Source organism: Nonomuraea sp. NPDC052265 (assembly GCF_044547985.1).
Taxonomy (GTDB): domain Bacteria; phylum Actinomycetota; class Actinomycetes; order Streptosporangiales; family Streptosporangiaceae; genus Nonomuraea.
Window position 1 is genome coordinate 1 of sequence record NZ_JBIUBJ010000025.1, and the last position, 19777, is coordinate 19777.

Consider the following 19777-nt stretch of genomic DNA (forward strand, 5'->3'; position numbering starts at 1 on the left):
CAAGGTGACGCGCTCCGCGCTGCAGAACGCCGCTTCCATCGCGGCGCTCTTCCTCACCACCGAGGCCGTCATCGCGGAGAAGCCCGAGAAGTCCCCCGCTGCGCCGGCCGGCATGCCCGGCGGCGGCGACATGGACTTCTAGGCTTCGCCTGGTCGCTGACGCATCAGAAGGCGGTTCGGATCTCCAAGGATCCGGCCGCCTTTTGTTGTGTCCAGTCCCGTCACGTTTAGTAGTTATTGACTACGGAAAGTAACGACACGAAGTGACGATTCACCGCACAAAGGAGTAGTTACATGAATTCCCGCACCGCGCGTGTTCTCGGGCTCGGAGCCGTCATGCTGGCCGCCGCGGCCGCCATGACGATGCCCGCCCAGGCCGATGACCACGGCTACCTGGACGACGCCCTGGAGTACGTGGACGTGCCCTATTGCGCGGGCTACCTGGAGCTGTACGACCGCGACTACTGCGCCTCGCCGTCGAGGTGGACGTCGTCGAACCAGCACGAGGACATGTCGGACGAGCACGCGGACATGTCGGACGCCTTCGAGGACGCCTCCTCCGGCGAGAGCGAGGAGGCGTCCTCCGACGAGGGCGAGGAGGCGTCCTCCGAGGAGGGCGAGGAGGCGTCCTCCGACGAGGGCGAGGACATGTCGTCGGACGAGCGCGAGGACATGTCCTCCGACGCCCCAGGGGACATCACGTTCGCCGACGGCACCGTGCAGGACGACTGAACCAGTCTGGTGGCGCCGGGCGTAGGAGACCCGACGCGGCACCACGGCGAAGGCGCCCCGACGCGAGCGGGGCGCCTTCGGCGCGGTGTTGTGCCGAACTCAGACGCCGAAGTGCGCGATGACGTGACCGCGGGCCAGCGTGTTGGCGGTGATGTTGAAGCCCACCACGGCCGGGCTCGCGTCGCTGCCGACGCCCAGCTTGTCGACCCCGAGCGCGTGCACCGTGAAGACGTAGCGGTGGGGGGCGCCGGGCGGGGGAGCGGCGCCGCCGTAGTCTTTGGTGCCGTAGTCGTTGCGGGCGTGGACCGCCCCGGCGGGCAGGCCCTTGAAGTCGGGGCCGGTGCCCGCTCCCCTGGGGAGCTCGGCGGTGTCGCCGGGAAGGTCGAACAGCACCCAGTGCCAGAAGCCGCTGCCGGTGGGGGCGTCGGGGTCGTGGCAGGTGACGGCGTAGCCGCGGGTGCCCTCCGGCGCGCCCGACCAGCGCAGCTGGGGCGAGACGTTCCCGCCGGTCATCCCCCAGTCGTCGAAGACGTGGAGGTCGTTCAGCCGCTCGCCGTCCTGGACGTCGTCGCTCTCCACCACGAGTGCGGGGACCGAGGGCAGGTGTTCATGCGGAAGCGGTGCGGGCACGGCATCCTCCTAGGTTGACAGCTCCTTCAGGCCATCCTAGAAGCGGCCGTGCCCGCCCTCCGTCAGGTCCCGAGCTGCGCCGGGAGCGGCTTGTCGTGCAGGACCGTGAGCGAGGTGACCGCGCGGGTCAGGACCACGTACAGGCGGGCCAGGCCGCGGGGCTCGGCCTCGACGATGTCGGCGGGCTCGACGACGATCACGTGGTCGTACTCCAGGCCCTTGGCGAGCGTGGCGGGCACGATCAGCAGGCGGTGGTCCTGCGCCGCGTCGGGGTCGAGCACCGCGTGCGGGAGGCCGGACAGCGCCTCGGAGACCGCGCCGACCATCGCGTCGGGGACGATGACGCCGATCGACCCCTCCCTGGCCAGCACCTCCCGGGCGGCCTCGGCGACCGTGCCGCCCGGCCGGACCGTGAGCGAGCCCGCGCCCGGACGCAGCGACCGCGGGGCGGCCAGCGCCGGGGCGATCGAGGGGAGCAGGCGGGCCGCGTACTCGAGCACCTCGCGCGGCACGCGGAAGCCGAGCGTCAGCTCGGTCACCTCGCCCTCGTCCTGGCCGAGGTGCTTCAGCACGGTCTCCCACGAGCTGGTGGACCACGGCGTGGTGCCCTGGGCCAGGTCGCCGAGCACGGTGGCCGAGCCGTTGCGGCAGCGCCGGCCGAGCGCCCGCAACTGCATCTCCGACAGGTCCTGGGCCTCGTCCACGACGAGGTGGCCCAGGGACGGCGTGCGTTCCATGAGGTCGTTCAGCTCGTCGAGGAGCGCGGCGTCGGCGGCCGACCATTTGGCGGACTTCCAGCTCCGAAAAGGCTTCCGCCAAAGCAGCATTTCCTGCTCGTCGGGCGACAAATCGGTTTTGGCGGCTTTAGTGAGGAATTCTGGGTCTGACAACAGGCGGTGAAGGACCTGTTCGGGCGTGAGTTTCGGCCATACCGCCTCGACGAGCTGCTTGACCGGCTTCGACCTGGCCACCGCGTCCTGGACCCGGTCGTCGGGCGACTCGCCGCGCTGCTCCATCCGTACGAGCACCTGGTGGGCCAGGCGCTGGGCCAGCGCGGCCCGCCCCGGCAGATAGCGGGTGGTGCCGCGCAGGGAGGCCACCATCTCGCGCACCTCGTGGTCGGCGACCCGGTAGCGGTAGGCGCCCTTCGTGAACACCAGGCCTTCCTCGGGCTTCACGATGTGCATCCAGAGCGCCCGTTCGAGCACCGCGGCCATCCTGGCGTCGCCCTTGACCGCGGAGACCATCGGGTCCTCCTGGGCGGCGTGCTCGCCGAGCAGCCCGCCCACCGTGGTCTGGTCGACCTTGACCTCGCCCAGAGCGGGCAGGACGGAGGAGATGTAGGACAGGAACGCCCGGTTCGGGCCCACGATCATCACGCCCGACCTGGCCAGCCGCTCGCGGTGGGTGAACAGCAGGTACGCGGCCCGGTGGAGGCCCACGGCGGTCTTCCCGGTGCCGGGGGCGCCCTGGACGCACACGGTCTGGGCCAGCGTCGCGCGGACGATCTCGTCCTGGTCGGGCTGGATGGTGGCCACGATGTCGCGCATCGGGCCGGTGCGCGGGCGTTCGATCTCCTCGGTCAGGATCTTCGAGGGGCCGACCTCGCCGCCCGCGCCGAGCGGCTCGTCCTCGAACGCGGTCAGCGCGCCGCCGTGGTAACCGAAGCGGCGGCGGCGTACGACGCTCATGGGGTCGGCGGGGCTGGCCTGGTAGAACGCCCGGGACACCGGCGCGCGCCAGTCGATGACCAGCGGCCTGCTGGTGCCGTCGTGCACGTGGCGGCGACCGACGTAGATGGTGACCGGCAGGTCGTCGCCGCCCTCGCGGTCGAGCCGGCCGAAGAACAGCGGCGTGTCCGGATGGTCGGCCAGGGCGGCCACGCGCTGGTCCAGCAGCGACTGGAGGATCTGCTGCGAGACCCAGTCGCCGGCCGCGTCGGCCGACAACGACCGGGCGTGGGCCCGCATCGCCTTGAGCGCGGCCCTGGACTCGGCCAGGTGGGCCTGCTCGGCGGCGAGCACGTCGGAGGGTATGTCGGGAGCCAGTTGGTGTGTGGGCATGCGAAAGCGCCTCCCAGGGGCGAAACGGAGGTGGTCAAGGCAGCGAATCGACCAGTTTAACGGCGGCCGTCCGGTGGTTCCAAAGCATTTACCGGGCCGCGGCGGGGTATGGAGGGAAGGTGGCGCGGCTTCGCCTCGGTTTCTCGCCGATGATCCCCACGATCGCGAGCTCCCTGCTGGCGGCGCTCTGGGGCCTGTCGGTCTTCGCCGGCTGGGGGCTGGAGGCGTTCTGCGCGGGCGGCGAGCCCTCCTCGGCGTGCTCCCGGCGCCTCGGCACGGTCTCCACGGTCTCGGGGCTGTTCGCCGCGGTGGCCGCCTGCTCCACGCTGGCCGCCTGGCTGATCCCCGCGTCGCGGCAGGACCCGCGCACGTTCGGCCGCCTCATCGGGGCGGCGGTCGGCGCGTGGATCGTCGCCGGAGGGGTGCTGTTCCTCGGCGGTCTGTTCGCCAGGTAGCGAACCCGGCAAAGTCCGCATCTCTGAGTGAACGTGTGAATACCGAAAAAGTCGGGCATTTCAGGTGCGTTTGTCGGATCATGGGGGTATGTCGCAGGCGGCGTGATAGTACGCAGGTGAGGGGGGTGGTTCGATGTCGACGACCCGTGGAGTCTCGTGGACGTGACATAAACGCCGTGCCTGGCCGCTCAGGCAACGAGCGGCCGGGCATTCAACCCCGTCACACCCCGCCGTGCACGTCGTCGGCGTCGATGATCTGGTACGCGTACCCCTGCTCGGCCAGGAAGCGCTGCCGGTGGGCGGCGAACTCCTGATCGACGGTGTCCCTGCTGACCACCGTGTAGAACCGGGCGCCACCGCCGTCGGCCTTGGGCCGCAGCACCCGTCCGAGCCGCTGCGCCTCCTCCTGCCGCGACCCGAACGTGCCCGACACCTGGATCGCGACGGCCGCCTCGGGCAGGTCGATGGAGAAGTTCGCCACCTTCGACACCACCAGGACCTGGATCTCCTTGTCGCGGAACGCCTGGTAGAGGCGCTCGCGCTCCTTGACCCTGGTCTCGCCCTTGATGACCGGCGCGTTGAGATGCTCGCCGAGTTCGTCGAGCTGGTCGATGTACTGGCCGATGACCAGCACCTGCTCGCCCAGATGCCGCCGGACCAGCGCCTCGGTCACGTACGTCTTGGACGGCGTGGTGGCGCAGAAGCGGTAGCGCTCCTCGGCCTCGGCCATCGCGTACGCCAGCCGCTCCTCGTCGGTCAGCGTGACCCGCACCTCGACGCAGTCGGCGGGCGCGATCCAGCCCTGGTTCTCCATCTCCTTCCACGGCGCGTCGTAGCGCTTGGGGCCGATGAGGGAGAACACGTCGCCCTCGCGGCCGTCCTCGCGCACGAGCGTCGCGGTCAGGCCCACCCGGCGGCGGGCCTGGAGGTCGGCGGTCATCCTGAAGATCGGCGCGGGCAGCAGGTGGACCTCGTCGTAGACGATCAGGCCCCAGTCGCGCGCGTCGAACAGCTCCAGGTGGCTGTAGACGCCCTTCCGCCTGGTGGTCATCACCTGGTACGTGGCGATGGTGACCGGGCGGATCTCCTTCTTGTTGCCGGAGTACTCGCCGATCTCGTCCTCGGTCAGCGTGGTGCGCTTGAGCAGCTCGGTCTTCCACTGGTGGGCGCTGACCGTGTTGGTCACCATGATGAGCGTGGTGGCCTGCGCGTGGGCCATGGCCGCCGCGCCCACGATGGTCTTGCCCGCGCCGCAGGGCAGCACGACCACGCCGGAGCCGCCGTGCCAGAAGGCGTCGGCCGCCTCGCGCTGGTAGGGGCGCAGCTCCCAGCCGTCCTGGAGCAGCTTGATGGGGTGGTGCTCGCCGTCGACGTAGCCGGCCAGGTCTTCGGCGGGCCAGCCCAGCTTGAGCAGCGCCTGCTTGACGTTGCCGCGGTCGCTCGGGTGCACGATGACCGAGTCGGCGCCGAGGCGATCGCCCAGCATCGGCTGGATCTTCTTCGAGCGCAGCACCTCTTCGAGCACCGCGCGGTCGGTCGAGGTCAGGACCAGGCCGTTGACCGGGTCCTTCTCCAGGCGCAGGCGGCCGTAGCGGGCCATGGTCTCGGCGATGTCGACGAGCAGCGCGTGCGGCACCGGATAGCGGCTGAAGCCGATCAGCGCGTCCACGACCTGCTCGGCGTCGTGGCCGGCGGCACGCGCGTTCCACAGGGCGAGCGGCGTGACGCGGTAGGTGTGGACGTGTTCAGGCGCTCGTTCGAGCTCGGCGAACGGCGCGATCGCCTTGCGGCACGCGTCGGCCTTCTCGTGGTCGACCTCGAGCAGCAGCGTTTTGTCCGACTGGACGATGAGCGGGCCGTCGTTCACGGACATCCCTTCCTACGGTTGACCCTTATCCAACACACACGACGGCAGGAACAGTCCCGGAACGGGTAATCGATCAGTCGTCCAGGCGGCCGGTGAGGCCCAGGAAGAGGAAGAGCCCGACGTTCAGCACGAAACCGGTGCCGAACAGCACCCAGCTCCAGACCAGCAGTGAACGGGCGCTCCTGGGCTGCTCGCGGGCCCGCGTCAGGGCCACGGCGGCGAGGATGCCGCCGGGCAGCCCGAGCACGTTGAGGCAGGAGGCCAGGGACAGGAAGTTGAGCACGACGGCGACGATGGCGCCGGCCTGGGGGCCCTCGTCGCGCCGGGGCGGCACGCCGTAGCCGTAGCCGTACTGCGGAGGCGGTTGCTCGCCGTAGGGCGCCCCGTAGGGCACGTGCGGGTAGCCGGACGGATCTTCTTGACTCACGTTCACCTCCAGACACGTCAACGTTTATCACGGAATACGGACGCGCCTGACCCGGTGTACGCGGACGGTCAGAGCCGGCCGCGCAGGGCCTTCCTGTCGAGCTTGAGCACGCTGGTGACCGGGATCGACTCGACGAACCGCACCTCGCGCGGGTACTTCACCCGTCCGACCCGGTCGCGTGCCCACTCGACCAGCTCCTCGGCACTCTCCTCGGCCCCCGGCCTGAGCTGCACGAACGCCACGACCTCCTCGCCCAGCCGCGGGTCGGGATGGCCGACGACGCCCGACATGACCACGTCGGGGTGCTGGTTGAGCGCGTCCTCGACGTCGCGGGGGAAGACGTTGAAGCCGCCGCGGATGATCAGGTCCTTCTTGCGGTCCACGATGTAGAGGTAGCCGTCGTCGTCCACGCAGCCGAGGTCGCCGGTGCGCAGCTCGTCGCCGACCAGCGCGGTGCCCTCGGGGTCGGGCTCGTGCTCGCCCCAGTAGCCGAGCATGAGGGAGTCGCCGCTGACGCAGATCTCGCCGACGTCGCCGCACTCCACCGCCTCGCCCGCGGAGTCGCGGACGGTGATCGTGTAACCGGCCAGGGGGAGGCCGACGCTGCCGGCCCTGCGCCTGCCCGGCGGGTTGAAGGTGGTGACGGCGCTGGTCTCGGTCAGGCCGTAGCCCTCCAGGATCTGCGTGCCCGGCATCCGGCGCTCGAACTCCTGCAGCGCCTCCCGGCCCAGCGGCGCCGCGCCGCAGGTGAGGTAGGCCAGATCGGGGAGCGGGTGCGACTCCAGCGACTCGGCGAGGAGCATGTGGATCATCGCGGGTACGACGGTGCCGTACTGGACGTGCTGCTCGGCGGCCAGCCTCAGGAACGCCTTCGGGTCGAACCAGCGCATGAGCACCGCCTGCTGGGGCTCGGTCGCGTGCAGGCCGACGACAGTGATGATCAACCCGTACGCGTGCGACAGCGGCACAGGCACAATCGCACGATTTTTCCCCTCTTGGTGGGAAATTTCGTAGGCGTCCTTGGCGACCTTCCACAACCCGCGATGGCTCAGCATGACGCCCTTGGCGGCGCCCGTGGTGCCGCCGGTGTACATGAGCGCGGCCAGGTCGCCGGGGTCCCTGCGCACCCGTTCGTGCTCGGCGGCGCTCTCCAGCTCGGCCGTGTCCACATATATCGGGACGTCCACCTCGGTGGCCCGTACGGTCTCCGCGAGCTCGGGCGAGGTGACCACGGCGGACGCGCCGCTGTCGAGCAGGATGTGCCGCAGCTCCTCGGCCCCCACCAGGAAGACCACGGGCGTCACCACCGCGCCCGCCGCCCACAACGCCTGGTAGACGATCGGGACCTCGGGGGAGGTCGCCATCATCACGACCACCCGGTCGCCCGGCCGGATCCCGGCCTCGACGAACCCGCCGCACATCCGGCGCGCGCGTCCGGCGAGCGCGTGGCTGCGGTGCCAGACCCCTTCGTAGAACACCGAGTCGTGGTCGTCGAAGCGGTTCCATGACTCCTCGGCCAGCTGGCCCAGCGTTTGCTCGGTCACATGCACAACCTGATGGGACGGGCCGCGCGCAGTCAACCCTGAACGTTCTCGTGTCCACCCTTGACTGACGATTGTGGACGATGCTCTCATGCCCAGTAAATGTCCAATATCGGCCTAGAGGGTCATTCGAGTTTTCGGGTGGCGCTAGATCGTGTATTCGTGGGATAAGTAGGGCTTCGTGCCACCAGATGGCCTACTTCGGTTTTGTCACTGGCCCGTCGCCCAGAGCAATGGAGGACGTGATCGACATGCGCGCGCCGGCGGCCGTGGCCGCGAGCTTCGCGAGGAACGCCTGGTCAGCACGGCGGCGACCGGGCGGCGCACGCTCATTCCATAAGCCGGGGAAACAGCTCGCCGGACAAGAAGTTTCGGGAAAAACATTTTCCATGGTCAACCTTCCTGTCAGGCCCAAGGGGACTTCGTGATCGACACGCCTGAACCAGGCGGGACCGACCTCGACGACAAAACGCTCACCCAGAGCGTGATTGCCATCATCGAGCAGCTCCGGCCGCTGGTCGTCCCGGTGGCCCGCGACCTCGACCGGCGCGCGGCCGACACCCTGCTGCGCTCGTACCTGGAGCCCGCCGGCTTCGCCGACGCGGTGCGCCGGCTGTCCATGCGCCACCTGCTCGTCCTGGTGGGGGAGGCGGACATGGGCAAGCGGCTCGGCGCCATCGCCCTGTTGTCGCGCATGTCGCTGGCCGAGAGCAGGATCACCGTGCTCTCGCCCGCCGGCAGCGCCGCCGACCTGCTCTCCGGGACCGAGTACGGGCCGGGGAGGGCGTACCTGCTGCACGACTGGATCGCCGGCAGCACCGACCGGACCGAGCTGCTCGACCTGGCCCGCAAGCTCGCCGAGCTGGGGTCGTACCTGGTGATCACCAGGAACGGCGACCCCTCGCAGGCGGTCGAGGTGGAGCAGTCGTGGTGCGCGCCCGACCCCGGTGAGCTGTTCGACCTGTACCTGAGCGCGTTCGGCGGCCGGAACGCCCCCGCCGGGGCCGCCACCGCCCGGGTGCGCGCGCTGGCGCTGTCCACGCCCGCCGAGGTCGTCCGCCTGGCCACGCGCCTGGTGCGGGACGACGAGCCCGCGGGCGAGGAGGTGGCCGCCTGGTTCGACACCAAGCCGCCGATGCACGAGGTACGCGCGGTGGCGGCGCTCGCGTTCGCGCACGGGCTGCCCGAGGCGGAGTTCGCCCACCAGGTGGCCGGGTTCGAGCGGATCCGGGAGGCCCACGAGGCGGGGGCGCGGCCGGCCGGAGCGTCGGATCCGCTGGTCGCCGTGCACGACGGTCGCGTCGTCTTCCGCGTCCCGGACCACCGTGCTCAGGTGCTCGGCGAGCTGGTCGCCCGGTACGGCTTCTGGCTGTGGCAGCCGCTGCGCGAATGGGCGCGCTCGCTGGCCTGCCACGGCGAGGACGTACGGGCGCGGGCGGCCGAGGGGGTGGCGTTGCTGGCCGCCTGCTCGCTCAGGGAGGCGCAGCAGGAGTTCCTGGAGGTGTGGGCCCAGGGGCGCCCGGCCGAACGGCTGGCGGCGGGCGGTGCGCTGTCGTACATGTGCGCCGACGACGCCCTCGCCCCCGAGGCCCTGCGGCTCGCGCTCACCTGGGCCCGCGACCCGGCCGATCCCCGGGCGGTCGCGGCGGTCGTGGGGCTGTGCGGCGGCCTGTCACTGCGCTACCCGGCCGACGCGGCGGCCCACCTGCGACGCCTGTCCGCCGCGGAGGGCCCCGCGGCCCGGCTCGCCACCCACGCGCTCACCCACCACCTCTGATGGGAGCTGCCGAGTCTGCCCCAAGAGCATCCTCAGTAGCTCCCATCAGAGGCCGGAGACGCCGGTGATGCGGTGGAGGGCGAAGCGGTGGACGGCCGCCCTGGTCTCGTCGTACGCCGTCAGGTAGCCGCCCTCCATCCGGGCCGGCTCCAGGATGCGCGAGGTGGCGTTGCCCTGCGAGTCGAGATACCCGATCCATACCCGTACGCCCTGCTTGATGGCGTCCTGGAGGGCCGAGATCGTGGCCGTGGCGGGCCCCCGGGGCACCGCGCCGCCCGGGGCGTCGACCGGCTCGCGCCGCGCCAGGTGGGCCGCGTCCCCCGCGCGCAGCGCGCGTACGGCCGCCGAGGCCACCTCGGGGTCGAGCCCGTTGACCGAGGCCACGGCCCGTACGGGCGCCACCCCCTCGGTACGCCTGCTGTCGAGCTGGGAGATGATCACGTCACCGTCGAGCGACTCGGCGACCGGCGCGTACCCCATGGCCCGCAACGAGTCCACCAGCGCCGCCCTGGACGAGCGCGAGGCGATCACGGTGGGGGCCAGCCGCCGCAGGCGCAGCGCGGCCGAGCGGCGGTCGGCGGTGATCTGGTCGAGCAGCGCGGGATCGTCGCACCGGACGTAGGCGCTCGCCGTGCCCACCCGGATGCGCCCGTGCCGCCGGGCCACGTCCGTGACCAGGTACGACAGGGCCTGCGGCACCGGCGTGGCCGAATGGCGGGCCAGCATCGCCAGCAGCTCCTCGCCGCCGTGTCCCGCGTCGAGCGCCCGCCGGATCGAGCTCTCGCCGAACCGGTAGACGGTCGCACCGCCCTTGGACTCGACGTCGGCGGTGAGCGTCATCCAGCGGTTGAGCTCGCTGGTCAGCGGCCCGGGGGCGACGGCGGTGAGGTCGGCCTGCAGCAGCACGTGGTCGACGGGCTCGGGCAGCAGCGGCGCGAGCACCTTGGCCGCGTCGCCGCCGTCGAGCAGCGCGCGCCCGTGGCCGGACAGCGTGCCGAGCCCGGTCACGCCGATCTGCTCGGCCTCGCGCAGCGCGAACTCGGTGAGCTGCTCGCGCAGCGGCCCGCGCCGGCGCGGCTGCTCCCAGGCCAGGCGTTCGAGCACCGAGTCGCGGTCGGGCGCGAGGCCCGGCGCGGCGGCCAGCACGCCGAGGGCGGCCGTGCGCACCCCCGGCGCGGCGGCCCGGCGCAGGTCGGTGTGCAGGGCGTTGAGCGGCCGGTCGCGGTCGTCGCGCTCGCCGACCAGGCCGGGCACGCGGTCCATGTGCAGCCAGGTCGCGGCGAGCGTCACCCAGCGGTCGGCGGTGGCCCTGACCCGCCACAGGTCGTAGCCGGAGGTCGGCAGCCACTCGCCGTCGACCCCGCCGCCCGCGGCGACCAGCCCCGCCGCGTGCGCCACCTCGACGACCAGCGCCGTCGCCCATTCGGGCAGGTCAAGGTCGGTCGCGGTGCGCTTCATGTCGCGTACGCCGAGCCCGCCGGTGCGCAGCACCCCCGGCGGATCGACGCTCCACCGCTCGCACAGCTCCTCCACGGACCTGACGAACGAGAACGCCTGTCCCGCCGCGGTACGGTCGGCCAGCTCGCGGTCGCGCACGGCCCCGCCGAGCGCGGGCGGCACGGCGAGCAGGTCGCGGTGGACGCGCCCGCCGCGCAGGTGGAGGCCCACCTCGCGGGGCAGCGTCACGCTCTCCTCGCCGGTGGCCGCGAGCAGCCCGCGCGCCAGCAGCTCCTCGATGGGCGAACGGGCCGAGGCCACGCGCACCTCGCGCCTGGCGTTGGGCACCCGCCCGGTCGGCGGCCCCCACACGAGCTGGTCGAGCGCGCCCCTGGCCTCGGGCGAGACCGCCGCCACCAGGGCCTCGGGACCGGCCAGCGCGGCGGCCAGCCGCTCCTTGCCGGGCCCGTCGGTGCCGGGGGCGATGTCGTCGGCCATCTCGTCGAGCTGCTCGGGCGGGTGGTGCCGGAACACGTCGACCGCTCTGGGGCCGAGCCCGGCGGGCTCCTCCAGCACCTTGCGCACGCCCGGCCCGAGGTCGAGCGCGCTGTCGGGGCCGAAGACCAGCGCCAGGTCACGCAGCCGGTCGAGGGCCGCGGTCAGCGCGGGCTCGGGCCTGCCCGCCGCCAGCGCCCGCCCGACCAGGCCGCGCAGCGCCGCCTTCGTCACGGGTCCGTCCTGTACGGCCAGCGTCTCGACGACGGCCAGCGTGAACCGGTCGAGCCGGTCGAGCACCCTGCCGATCGCCGAAGGACTGGCGGCCCGCGCGGCCAGCCCCTCCAGATGCGCGGGCACCGGAGTGATCAACTCGGGGCGCGCGGAGACGAGCGCCCGAAGCTGTTCGTCGGTGCGCCCCCTGATCCACTCCGTGAACTCCATCGTTGCCATGGTATGTCCCCCCTGATCGGGGCAGCATTGCCAGACGTGATGGAGCGTGTGGACCGCTGACGTCAGCTGACCGGCGCGGGGCTGGGGAGCAGGCCGACGGCCAGGCGTACCCAGGCGGTGACGAACTGGTCCTTCTCCGCGTGGCCCGGCATCTCGCCCACGGTCTCCTGGAACAGCCGGTAGTGGACCACCGAGCCGCCGAGCACGGCGGCGATGCCCGTCCAGTCGACCTTGGCGTCGGCGTACTCGGGCTGGGCGCGGAACCAGGTGGTGATCGCGTCGAACATGGGTTGCAGCAGCCCCTCGCGGACCACCGCGACCAGCTCGGGGAACTGGCTCAGGTCGCGGAAGAACACCCGGGTCAGCTCGGACTCCTCCCGCACCTTAGCCAGGCCCGCCCGGCACAGCAGCGACAGGCGTTCCTCCAGGCCGGCGGCGGCCTCCATGGTGTTCAGCGCGGCCAGGCTCTCGGCGACCTGGCTCCTGGTACGGGTGGCATGCTCGTTGATCGCGGCCGCGAGCACCTCGTACTTGGACTTGAAGTGCCTGTAGAGCCCTCCAGCGCCGGGGGAGAGCCCTGAGGCGGCCTCGATCTCGGCCACGGAGGTGGCGGCGTAGCCACGCTCGGCGAACAGCCGCAGGGCCTCGTCGATGATCCGCTCACGGGTCGATCTGGTCATGTCTGTGCAGATACCTCCGTTATGAGAGTAGTCGTTGGCGCGCCGCGCGCCTGACGAGGCCCGCCGGCGCCGAACCGGCCACGAGCCACACCACCGCGGCCAGCCCGTCGTTGACGAGCGTGGTCCAGCGCGGGTCGGTGAGCCGGAACAGGTCGGCCAGGCCCAGCGACAACCCCGTGGCCGGCGACTCGACGAACCGGTACCAGAGGTTGGCCGGGTTGGCCCGGAACACCGTGAAGAGGGCGTGGAGCACCAAGGCGAGCGCCGCCGTCCTGGACGCGAGCCGCACCACGTACGCTGCGAGGGCCAGGACGTGCCGCCAGGCCGTCACCGGGGTGCCGCGCGGCAGGGCGGGCCGATGGGGACGGGGAACGGGGGCGGCGACGAGCCGGTCCCCCGTGCCGGCCGTGCGGGGGGTCTCGGACACGGTCACTCCTCTGCGATAAGTAATTCCTTTCTGCCCATTCCCAGAGTCCCACAACAAGGGCCGTTACCTACGTCGATGCGGCGTTTGGCATCCTGCACGGGTGACTACATCAGTGGGTTTCGACCTGGACATGACATTGGCCGACACGCGATCAGGCATCGCGGCCGTTTACGACGAGCTGTCAAGCCGTTTGGGCGTGCACATCGACAGCGGGGAGATCGTCACCCGGCTGGGGCCGCCGCTTGAGTACGAGCTGGCCAACTGGATGCCCGCGGAGGCCATTCCGGCGGCCGCCGAGCTGTTCCGCGAGATCTATCCCGCGGTGGGCGTTCCGGTGCACACCGCGATGGCGGGCGCGTACGAGGCCATCGCCGCCGTACGGGCCCGCGGCGGACGGGTGATCGTGGTGACGGGCAAGAACCCGCGCGACGCCGCCGGCACCGTCGAACTGCTCGGGCTGGCCGTGGACGAAGTGGTCGGATCGGTGTTCGGCGCGGCCAAGGGATCGGCACTCGCGCGCTTCGGCGCGGCGGCTTATGTTGGTGACCATGTCGCCGACATCGAGGCGGCGCGCGCGGGCGGCGCCATGAGCGTGACCGTCGCGACGGGCCCTTACACGGTGGGAGAGCTGCGTGAGCACGGAGCCGATGTGGCGCTCGGCGACCTGACCGAATTCGCCGGCTGGTTCGCCGGATGGCGGGCACGCGACGAACTACGGTAATTGCCCCGCATTTTCCCGGTCGCCTCCGCGCGCTTCGGGGCATAACCTACTTCCATTCATCCTTTTCGACTGTTTGAACGAGGTCCTCCTGTGCCGAGTGGCAAGGTCAAGTGGTACGACGCCGACAAGGGTTTCGGCTTCCTCACCCGTGACGACGGCGGTGAGGTCTTCGTGCATTCCTCCGCGCTTCCCACAAACGCCGGCCCGCTCAAGCCAGGCCAGAAGGTGGAGTTCGGCGTGGCCGAGGGACGCCGGGGCCAGCAGGCGCTGTCGGTCCGGATCCTGGAGCAGCCGCCGACCCTGGCCAAGACGAAGCCCAAGGGCAAGCGGAAGACGCCCGACGAGATGGTCGTCATCGTCGAAGACCTGATCAAGCTGCTCGACGACGTCTCGACCTCCTACCAGCGGGGCAAGCACCCCGAGGCGGCGCACGCCAAGAAGATCGCCCAGGTGCTCAGGGCCGTCGCGGACGACCTCGACGCCTAACCGCCCGGGTTCGTCAGGGGTTTGGTGCGGTCGAGGGTCTCGGTCCGTTGCTGATCGGGGGCCTCGGCCCGCTGCCTGGCCAGCTTGGCGTCGGCCGCCCGCACCCGCCTGCGCCTGGTGACCAGCAGCCAGCCGAGCGCGCCGGTCAGCACGACCGCCGGCGCCACGAACCCGGCCAGGGCGCTGCGGGTCAGCGACAGCACCAGCCCGATCAGGCCGCCGAACACCCAGGCGAACTGCAGCACCGCCTCGACCACCCCGAACGTGGACGAGCGCACCTCCTCGCCGATCTCCCGCTGCACGATCGCGTCGAGCGCGAGCTTGCCCAGCTCCTGGGCGAACGCCGTGACCAGCGAGACCGCCAGGGCCGTCCACACGTCGAAGAGGACGGCCGTGGCGATCGTGGTCGCCGCCGTCACCGCCAGCGTGACCAGCACGATCACCTGGGGGGCGTGGTTGCGCGTCCAGTTGGCGACCGCGGCGCCGGCCAGGCCGCCCAGCCCGGCGGCGAGGGCGAGCAGCGCGATCGTCTTCGGCACGTCGAAGAACGAGGTGGCCGCCGCCGGCTGGGCCAGCCACGGCACCGCCTTGTCCTGGACCAGGAAGAGCAGGAAGAACAGCAGGAAACCGGAGAAGATCCGGAGCGCCACGTTGGCCCAGACCGCCTCGGCCACCGCCGGGCCCACCTTGAGCAGGGTGCGCCAGCGCGGCGCCACGCCCTCCTCCTCCTGGTCGGGCGAGTCGACGTGCCGCGGCAGGCGTACGGCGGCGACGCCGAGCAGCAGGAAGGCCGGCATGGCCACGCGCAGCACCACGGCGCTGCCCAGCCACGCGGTCAGCCCCGCGCCGACCGGCACCGCGACCCCGGCCGCCATCAGCGTGAACAGCGCCACCCGCGCGTTGGCCGAGACCAGCGTGATGTCGGCGGGCAGCACGCTCGGCATGATCGCCGCCCTGGACACGTTGTACGCCTTCGACAGCACCAGCACGCCCAGCGCGCCGATGAACAGCGTCGGCAGGTCGCCCGCCCCGACCGCGGCGGCCATGGCGAAGCAGAGCAGCCCCCGGCCGAACAGCGTGCCCGCCATCACGTAGCGGCGCCCCGACCTGAACCGGTCGAGGATCGGCCCCACGAACGGCGCGAGCAGCCCGAACGGCAACATCGTGATGACCAGGTAGAGCGCGACCGACCCGCGCGCCTCGCCGACCGGCACGCCGAAGAACACCGTGCTGGCCAGCGCGACCGTGACCAGCGCGTCGGCGGCGCTGCTGCCGGCCGACAGCTCGATCAGCCGCCCGAGCCCCGTACGGCCCGCGCCCCCCGCGTAGGTGAGTTTCCTGGTCGCCCTGCCGACCTTGTGCGCGCCCCTGGCCGTGGCGCGGCCGGCCCGGACGGTGCCGCCCGCGGTGGCCCGGCCCGCGCGTACGCCGGCACGCCCCGCGCCGCCGATGGCATGACCCATCCGCCGCGAGATGTCCCGAGCCCGCTCCCAGCCGCCCCCCACGGTTACCAGTCTTACCCGATTCACCCCAGTTCTCAGCCTCGGATCGGCGGTTGTGGGTCTGCCAGGTCCGCCTATGGGTGAGAATGAAGTGTGAGCGAACAGCACCTTCAGGCGGAGGCGGCCCGATGAGCCGCACCCGGGCCCGCGTCCCCGCTCCCGACCAGGCCTGTGTCGCCGCAGTCGATCTGGCGCGCGCCGCGGCGCAGGAGCTGGCGCACCCCGGCGAGCCCGGCGAGCACCTCGGCTTCGAGAGCGAGGGCGACCGGATCGTCACCCACTACTTCGCCTGCCTCGACCGGGCCTATCGCGGCTGGCGGTGGGCCGTCACGGTCACCCGCGCCTCGCGCGCGAAAAAGGTCACGGTCAGCGAGGCCGTGCTGCTGCCCGGCTCGGGGGCGCTGCTCGCCCCCGAGTGGCTGCCGTGGAGCGAGCGGCTGCGGCCGGGCGACCTGGGCGTCGGCGACCTGCTGCCGACCCCCGACGACGACGACAGGCTGGCGCCCGGTTTCACCGAGCTCGACGAAGATGCCGACCGCCAGATGGTTTTCGAGTACGGCCTGGGCCGAGCCCGTGTGCTCTCGGCCATCGGCAGAGACCGGGCTGCCAGACGCTGGCACGCGGGCGAGCACGGGCCGCACACTCCGATCGCACACGCCGCGCCCGCGCAGTGCTCCACCTGCGGGTTCTACTGGCTGCTCTCCGGTGAGCTGCGGCTGTCGTTCGGCGTCTGCACCAACGAGTACGCCCCCGACGACGGCAAGGTCGTCGCCGCCGACCACGGCTGCGGCGCCCACTCGGAGGCGGCCGTGCTGCCCCCGCCGGTCGAGCAGGCCATCCCGATCCTCGACGACCTGGGTTACGACCTGATCGAGGAGGAAGAGGGCTCGGTGGACGAATCGGCCACCGAGGAGCTCGGCCACTCCTGACCGGGGCGCGAGCGCGGGACGGCGGTTTCGTCGGTCAGGGGGGCTAACCTACCCTGGCCCCTCTTCAATCGACCAGGATCGTGATCGATGACCGACACCTTTGGCACTGACCGGATGCGAGCCGCCGTCCTCTCCGCCTGGACGGCCTCGCCCGCCCGCTTCCGCGAGGACGCCAACGCCGAGGAGGACTTCGCGCTCGGCGGCTACCGCGACCGGCTGATCGTCGAGCTCGCCCAGAACGCCGCCGACGCGGCGCTGCGCGCGGGGGTGCCAGGGGCGTTGCGGCTGACGTTGCGCGGCGACGTGCTGACGGCCGCCAACACCGGCGCCCCCCTCGACGCGACCGGCGTGGAGGGCCTGTCCACGCTGCGCGTGTCGGGCAAGCGCGACGAGATCGGCGCGGCCGGCCGGTTCGGCGTGGGCTTCGCGGCCGTCGTCTCCGTCTGCGACGAGCCGGCCATCGGCTCGCGCGGCGGCGGCTCGGTGCGCTGGTCGCGCGCCGGCACGTCCGAGCTGGTCGCCGGCGTCCCCGTGCTGGCGGGCGAGCTGGCCGACCGGGCGGGCCACGTGCCGCTGCTCAGGTTGCCGTTCGACGCGCCGCCGCTGGAGGTGCCCGACGGGTTCGACACGATCGTCCGGCTGCCGCTGCGCGACGCCGCGGCGGTCGACGCCGTCCGCGTGATGCTGGCCGAGACCAGCCCGGCGCTGCTGCTCGGCCTGCCCGCGCTGGAGGCCATCGAGATCGACCTCGACGGCGCCACCCGCACGGTCGTGGCCGACGGCTGGCACGTGGTGTCGGAGTCCGGCGAGTTCACCCCCGGCGAGGTCGCCAGGCTGTTCGCCGACCGGCCGACCGAGGAGCGGGCGCGGCCCTTCTGGTCGCTGCGCTGGGCGGTGCCCGTCACCGGCACCGGCGAGCCCGGCCCGCTGCCCGCCGCCGTGCCGCCCGTCGTTCACGCCCCGACGCCCAGCGACGAGCCGATCGACCTGCCCGCGCTGCTGATCGCGTCCTTCCCCATGGCCACCGACCGGCGGCACGTCGCCAAGGGGCCGCTCACCGACTTCCTGGTCGAGCGGGTGGCCGACGCCTACGTCCGGCTGCTGGGCGAGCTGCCCCGCACGTCCAGGCTGCTCGACCTGGTGCCGTCCCTCATGGGCAAGGGCGAGCTCGACGCCCGCGTCCGGCGGGCCGTGCTCGAACGCCTGCCGTCCGCGCCGCTGCTGCCCGCGCTGTCGGCGCCCGCGCCCGCGGTCCAGACGCCCTCCTTCGCCGAGGCCGAGGTCTACGAGCCCGACGCCGAGTGGCGGGTCGAGCATCCGGCGCGGGAGCCCGAGGACGACGGCTGGGTGGTCGCGGGCCGGGAGGCGGCCGTCGTGGCCGGTGCCACCGCCGAGCTGCTCGACACCGTGGCCGACTTCGTGCCGGGGCTGCTGCCCGCCGGGTGGCCCGCCAGGCATCCCGCCATGGTCGCCCTGGGCGTGCGCCGGGTGGAGCTGGCCGACGTGGTCGACCTGCTGTCCGGCGAGGCCGTGGAGGCGCGTGAGCCGTCCTGGTGGCGTTCCCTGTACGCGGTGCTGCCCGCCGACGACCCCGAGTCGCTGGGCGCGCTGCCGGTGCCGCTGACCGACGGCCGCGTGGTGCGCGGGCCCCGCGGCACGCTCATCCTGACCGACGGCGGGGCCGACCTCGACCTCGCCCCGCTCGGGCTGCGCATCGTGCATCCGGAGGCGGCCCATCCGGCGCTGCTCAGGCTGGGCGCGGCCGAGGCCGCACCCCGTACCGTGCTCGAAGACCCGCTGACCAAGGCCGCCGTCGCCCAGTCACTCGACAGCCCAGACCCCGAGCCGGTCGCGCGGGCCGTGTTGTCGCTGGTGGCGGCGTCCGGGCTGGTCCCCGGCGAGGCGCCGTGGCTGGCCGAGCTGGCGCTGCGCGGCGCCGACGGCGAGCTCTACCCGGCCGGCGAGCTGATGCTCGCCGACGGGGCGCTGGCCGGGCTGCTCGCCGCCGACACCCACCTCGGCGTGGCCGCGCCCGAGCTGGAGGAGACCTACGGGCCGCGGGTGCTGGCGGCGGCGGGCGTGCTCGACGGGTTCGCCGTCGCGCACGACTCCGACGTGCTGCTCGACCACGACGACTGCGACCACGACCTCGACGGCGAGGCCGACTGGCTCGACCACGTGCTCGACCTGCTGCCCGACCTCGCGGTGCCGCCGGTGGTGGCCGAGTTCGCGGCGGTGCGCGACCTTGAGCTGGTGGCCGACTGGGAGGCGGCGCTCCCGCTGCTGACCCGGCCGCCGCTGCGGGCCGCGCTGCACCCGCTGCGGGTCGAGGGCGTGGAGGTGCCCTCCTACACCGCGTGGTGGCTGGCCAACCGTCCGGTGCTCGGCGGTCGCAAGCCGCTTGAACTGCGGCTGCCCGGCGCCGACCCGCTCCTGCAAGGTCTCTACGCCGACGCGCCGGCCGGGCTCGACGAGGCGGCGCTGTCGATGCTCGGTGTGCGCACCACGCTCACCGAGTTGCTGGCCGCCCACGGCGGCCCGGAGGAGCTGCTGGAGCTGATGGCCGACCCGGCGATCGAGGTCGACCGGGCCCAGCTCCGGGCGTTGTGGATCGCGCTGGCCGCCGTCGATCCGTCCCGGGTCGAGCCGCCCGCGCGGGTGCGCGCGGTGCTCGGCGGCGACATCGTGGTGGCCGCCGCCGAGGACGCGGTGGTGGTCGAGGCGCCCGACCTGCTGCAGCTCGTCACCGACCGGCCGCTGGTGCTGGCCTCCTACGACCTGGCCGAGGCGCTGTCGGAGCTGCTCGACCTGCCGCTGGCCGGTGAGCTGGCCACCGGTGAGGTGACCTCGCAGGGTGAGGTGCGCGAGGTGCCGTCCCAGGTGCGCTCCCTGCTGCCGACGGCGCCCCAGACGTACGTGGAGCACGAGAAGCTGCTGGTCGACGGGGTCGCCTGCACGTGGCGGTTCTTCGAGGGCGCGGTCCACTGCACCGGCGTCGACGGGCTGGCCCGCGGGCTGGCCTGGGCCACCGGCCAGTGGAACGACCGGCTGGCCGTGGCCGCGATGTTGCGCGACCCGGAGGCGGTGCCGTTGCTGCTGGCCGAGGCCGACCTGTCCTGACACCGTCGGGCCGCCCCCTGCCCGGGGCGGCCGTC

General features: G+C 72.5%; 16 protein-coding genes. 7 read left to right on the forward strand and 9 right to left on the reverse strand.

Features of this window, described 5'->3' with window-relative positions:
• The first annotated feature begins 294 nt into the window (after positions 1 to 294).
• Positions 295 to 732: a hypothetical protein gene (locus ACIHAD_RS41840; RefSeq protein ID WP_397360369.1), complete on the forward strand. Its 438-nt coding sequence runs from the start codon at positions 295 to 297 to the stop codon at positions 730 to 732.
• A 99-nt stretch (positions 733 to 831) separates the two neighbouring features.
• Here the strand turns inward: ACIHAD_RS41840 and ACIHAD_RS41845 are convergent, their stop codons facing one another.
• Positions 832 to 1362 carry a YbhB/YbcL family Raf kinase inhibitor-like protein gene (locus ACIHAD_RS41845; RefSeq protein WP_397360370.1) on the reverse strand — a complete coding sequence of 177 codons (531 nt, stop codon included), beginning with the start codon at positions 1360 to 1362 and terminating at the stop codon, positions 832 to 834.
• 62 nt (positions 1363 to 1424) lie between these two features.
• Positions 1425 to 3425, reverse strand: coding sequence for a HelD family protein (locus ACIHAD_RS41850; protein WP_397360371.1), 2001 nt, complete (start codon positions 3423 to 3425; stop codon positions 1425 to 1427).
• A gap of 119 nt (positions 3426 to 3544) precedes the next feature.
• On the opposite strand from ACIHAD_RS41850, the gene ACIHAD_RS41855 reads away from it, so the two are divergent.
• Positions 3545 to 3880 (forward strand): hypothetical protein, encoded by a 336-nt coding sequence (locus ACIHAD_RS41855; RefSeq protein WP_397360372.1) that lies wholly within the window; start codon positions 3545 to 3547, stop codon positions 3878 to 3880.
• Positions 3881 to 4100: 220 nt separating this feature from the next.
• On the opposite strand, the gene ACIHAD_RS41860 is transcribed toward ACIHAD_RS41855, so the two are convergent.
• From ACIHAD_RS41860 to ACIHAD_RS41870, 3 genes are all read right to left on the reverse strand, one after another.
• Positions 4101 to 5753, reverse strand: a complete 1653-nt coding sequence (locus tag ACIHAD_RS41860; protein WP_397360373.1) for a DNA repair helicase XPB — start codon at positions 5751 to 5753, stop codon at positions 4101 to 4103.
• A gap of 67 nt (positions 5754 to 5820) precedes the next feature.
• Positions 5821 to 6174, reverse strand: coding sequence for a hypothetical protein (locus tag ACIHAD_RS41865; RefSeq protein ID WP_397360374.1), 354 nt, complete (start codon positions 6172 to 6174; stop codon positions 5821 to 5823).
• Positions 6175 to 6242: 68 nt separating this feature from the next.
• Positions 6243 to 7718: an AMP-binding protein gene (locus ACIHAD_RS41870; RefSeq protein WP_397360375.1), complete on the reverse strand. Its 1476-nt coding sequence runs from the start codon at positions 7716 to 7718 to the stop codon at positions 6243 to 6245.
• 421 nt (positions 7719 to 8139) lie between these two features.
• Here ACIHAD_RS41870 and ACIHAD_RS41875 point away from each other — a divergent pair, with 421 nt between their 5' ends.
• Complete coding sequence (locus tag ACIHAD_RS41875; protein WP_397360376.1) at positions 8140 to 9492, forward strand: hypothetical protein; 1353 nt, start codon at positions 8140 to 8142, stop codon at positions 9490 to 9492.
• Between the two features lie 45 nt (positions 9493 to 9537).
• Here ACIHAD_RS41875 and ACIHAD_RS41880 read toward each other — a convergent pair whose 3' ends face one another.
• The 3 genes from ACIHAD_RS41880 to ACIHAD_RS41890 all read right to left on the reverse strand — a co-directional run bounded on the left by ACIHAD_RS41880 (position 9538) and on the right by ACIHAD_RS41890 (position 12984).
• Positions 9538 to 11868, reverse strand: a complete 2331-nt coding sequence (locus ACIHAD_RS41880) for a helicase-associated domain-containing protein (RefSeq protein WP_397360377.1) — start codon at positions 11866 to 11868, stop codon at positions 9538 to 9540.
• Positions 11869 to 11939: 71 nt separating this feature from the next.
• Complete coding sequence (locus ACIHAD_RS41885; protein ID WP_397360378.1) at positions 11940 to 12557, reverse strand: TetR/AcrR family transcriptional regulator; 618 nt, start codon at positions 12555 to 12557, stop codon at positions 11940 to 11942.
• A 19-nt stretch (positions 12558 to 12576) separates the two neighbouring features.
• Entirely contained in the window at positions 12577 to 12984 is a 408-nt protein-coding gene (locus tag ACIHAD_RS41890; RefSeq protein ID WP_397360379.1) for a hypothetical protein, read from the reverse strand.
• A gap of 112 nt (positions 12985 to 13096) precedes the next feature.
• Between ACIHAD_RS41890 and ACIHAD_RS41895 the strand changes: the two genes are divergently transcribed.
• Together ACIHAD_RS41895 and ACIHAD_RS41900 are read left to right on the forward strand one after the other, a co-directional pair.
• Positions 13097 to 13705: an HAD family hydrolase gene (locus ACIHAD_RS41895; protein WP_397360380.1), complete on the forward strand. Its 609-nt coding sequence runs from the start codon at positions 13097 to 13099 to the stop codon at positions 13703 to 13705.
• Between the two features lie 90 nt (positions 13706 to 13795).
• Positions 13796 to 14191, forward strand: coding sequence for a cold-shock protein (locus ACIHAD_RS41900; RefSeq protein ID WP_397360381.1), 396 nt, complete (start codon positions 13796 to 13798; stop codon positions 14189 to 14191).
• Here ACIHAD_RS41900 and ACIHAD_RS41905 read toward each other — a convergent pair.
• The gene (locus ACIHAD_RS41905; protein WP_397360382.1) at positions 14188 to 15654 is read right to left on the reverse strand and encodes an MFS transporter; all 1467 of its coding nucleotides are present in this window, start codon (positions 15652 to 15654) and stop codon (positions 14188 to 14190) included. The genes ACIHAD_RS41900 and ACIHAD_RS41905 overlap by 4 nt on opposite strands.
• A gap of 167 nt (positions 15655 to 15821) precedes the next feature.
• Here ACIHAD_RS41905 and ACIHAD_RS41910 point away from each other — a divergent pair, with 167 nt between their 5' ends.
• Both ACIHAD_RS41910 and ACIHAD_RS41915 read left to right on the forward strand, forming a co-directional pair.
• Positions 15822 to 16622, forward strand: coding sequence for a DUF3027 domain-containing protein (locus tag ACIHAD_RS41910; RefSeq protein WP_397360383.1), 801 nt, complete (start codon positions 15822 to 15824; stop codon positions 16620 to 16622).
• An 87-nt stretch (positions 16623 to 16709) separates the two neighbouring features.
• Positions 16710 to 19742, forward strand: coding sequence for a sacsin N-terminal ATP-binding-like domain-containing protein (locus ACIHAD_RS41915; RefSeq protein WP_397360384.1), 3033 nt, complete (start codon positions 16710 to 16712; stop codon positions 19740 to 19742).
• Positions 19743 to 19777 lie beyond the last annotated feature (35 nt).

Bases quoted from the DNA above. Each gene is read 5' to 3' on its own strand.
- ACIHAD_RS41910 (WP_397360383.1), top strand. From the start codon at position 15,822: ATGAGCCGCACCCGGGCCCGCGTCCCCGCTCCCGACCAGGCCTGTGTC.
- ACIHAD_RS41905 (WP_397360382.1), bottom strand. From the start codon at position 15,654: ATGGGTCATGCCATCGGCGGCGCGGGGCGTGCCGGCGTACGCGCGGGC.
- ACIHAD_RS41840 (WP_397360369.1), top strand. From the start codon at position 295: ATGAATTCCCGCACCGCGCGTGTTCTCGGGCTCGGAGCCGTCATGCTG.
- ACIHAD_RS41860 (WP_397360373.1), bottom strand. From the start codon at position 5,753: ATGTCCGTGAACGACGGCCCGCTCATCGTCCAGTCGGACAAAACGCTG.
- ACIHAD_RS41880 (WP_397360377.1), bottom strand. From the start codon at position 11,868: ATGGAGTTCACGGAGTGGATCAGGGGGCGCACCGACGAACAGCTTCGG.
- ACIHAD_RS41850 (WP_397360371.1), bottom strand. From the start codon at position 3,425: ATGCCCACACACCAACTGGCTCCCGACATACCCTCCGACGTGCTCGCC.
- ACIHAD_RS41915 (WP_397360384.1), top strand. From the start codon at position 16,710: ATGACCGACACCTTTGGCACTGACCGGATGCGAGCCGCCGTCCTCTCC.
- ACIHAD_RS41885 (WP_397360378.1), bottom strand. From the start codon at position 12,557: ATGACCAGATCGACCCGTGAGCGGATCATCGACGAGGCCCTGCGGCTG.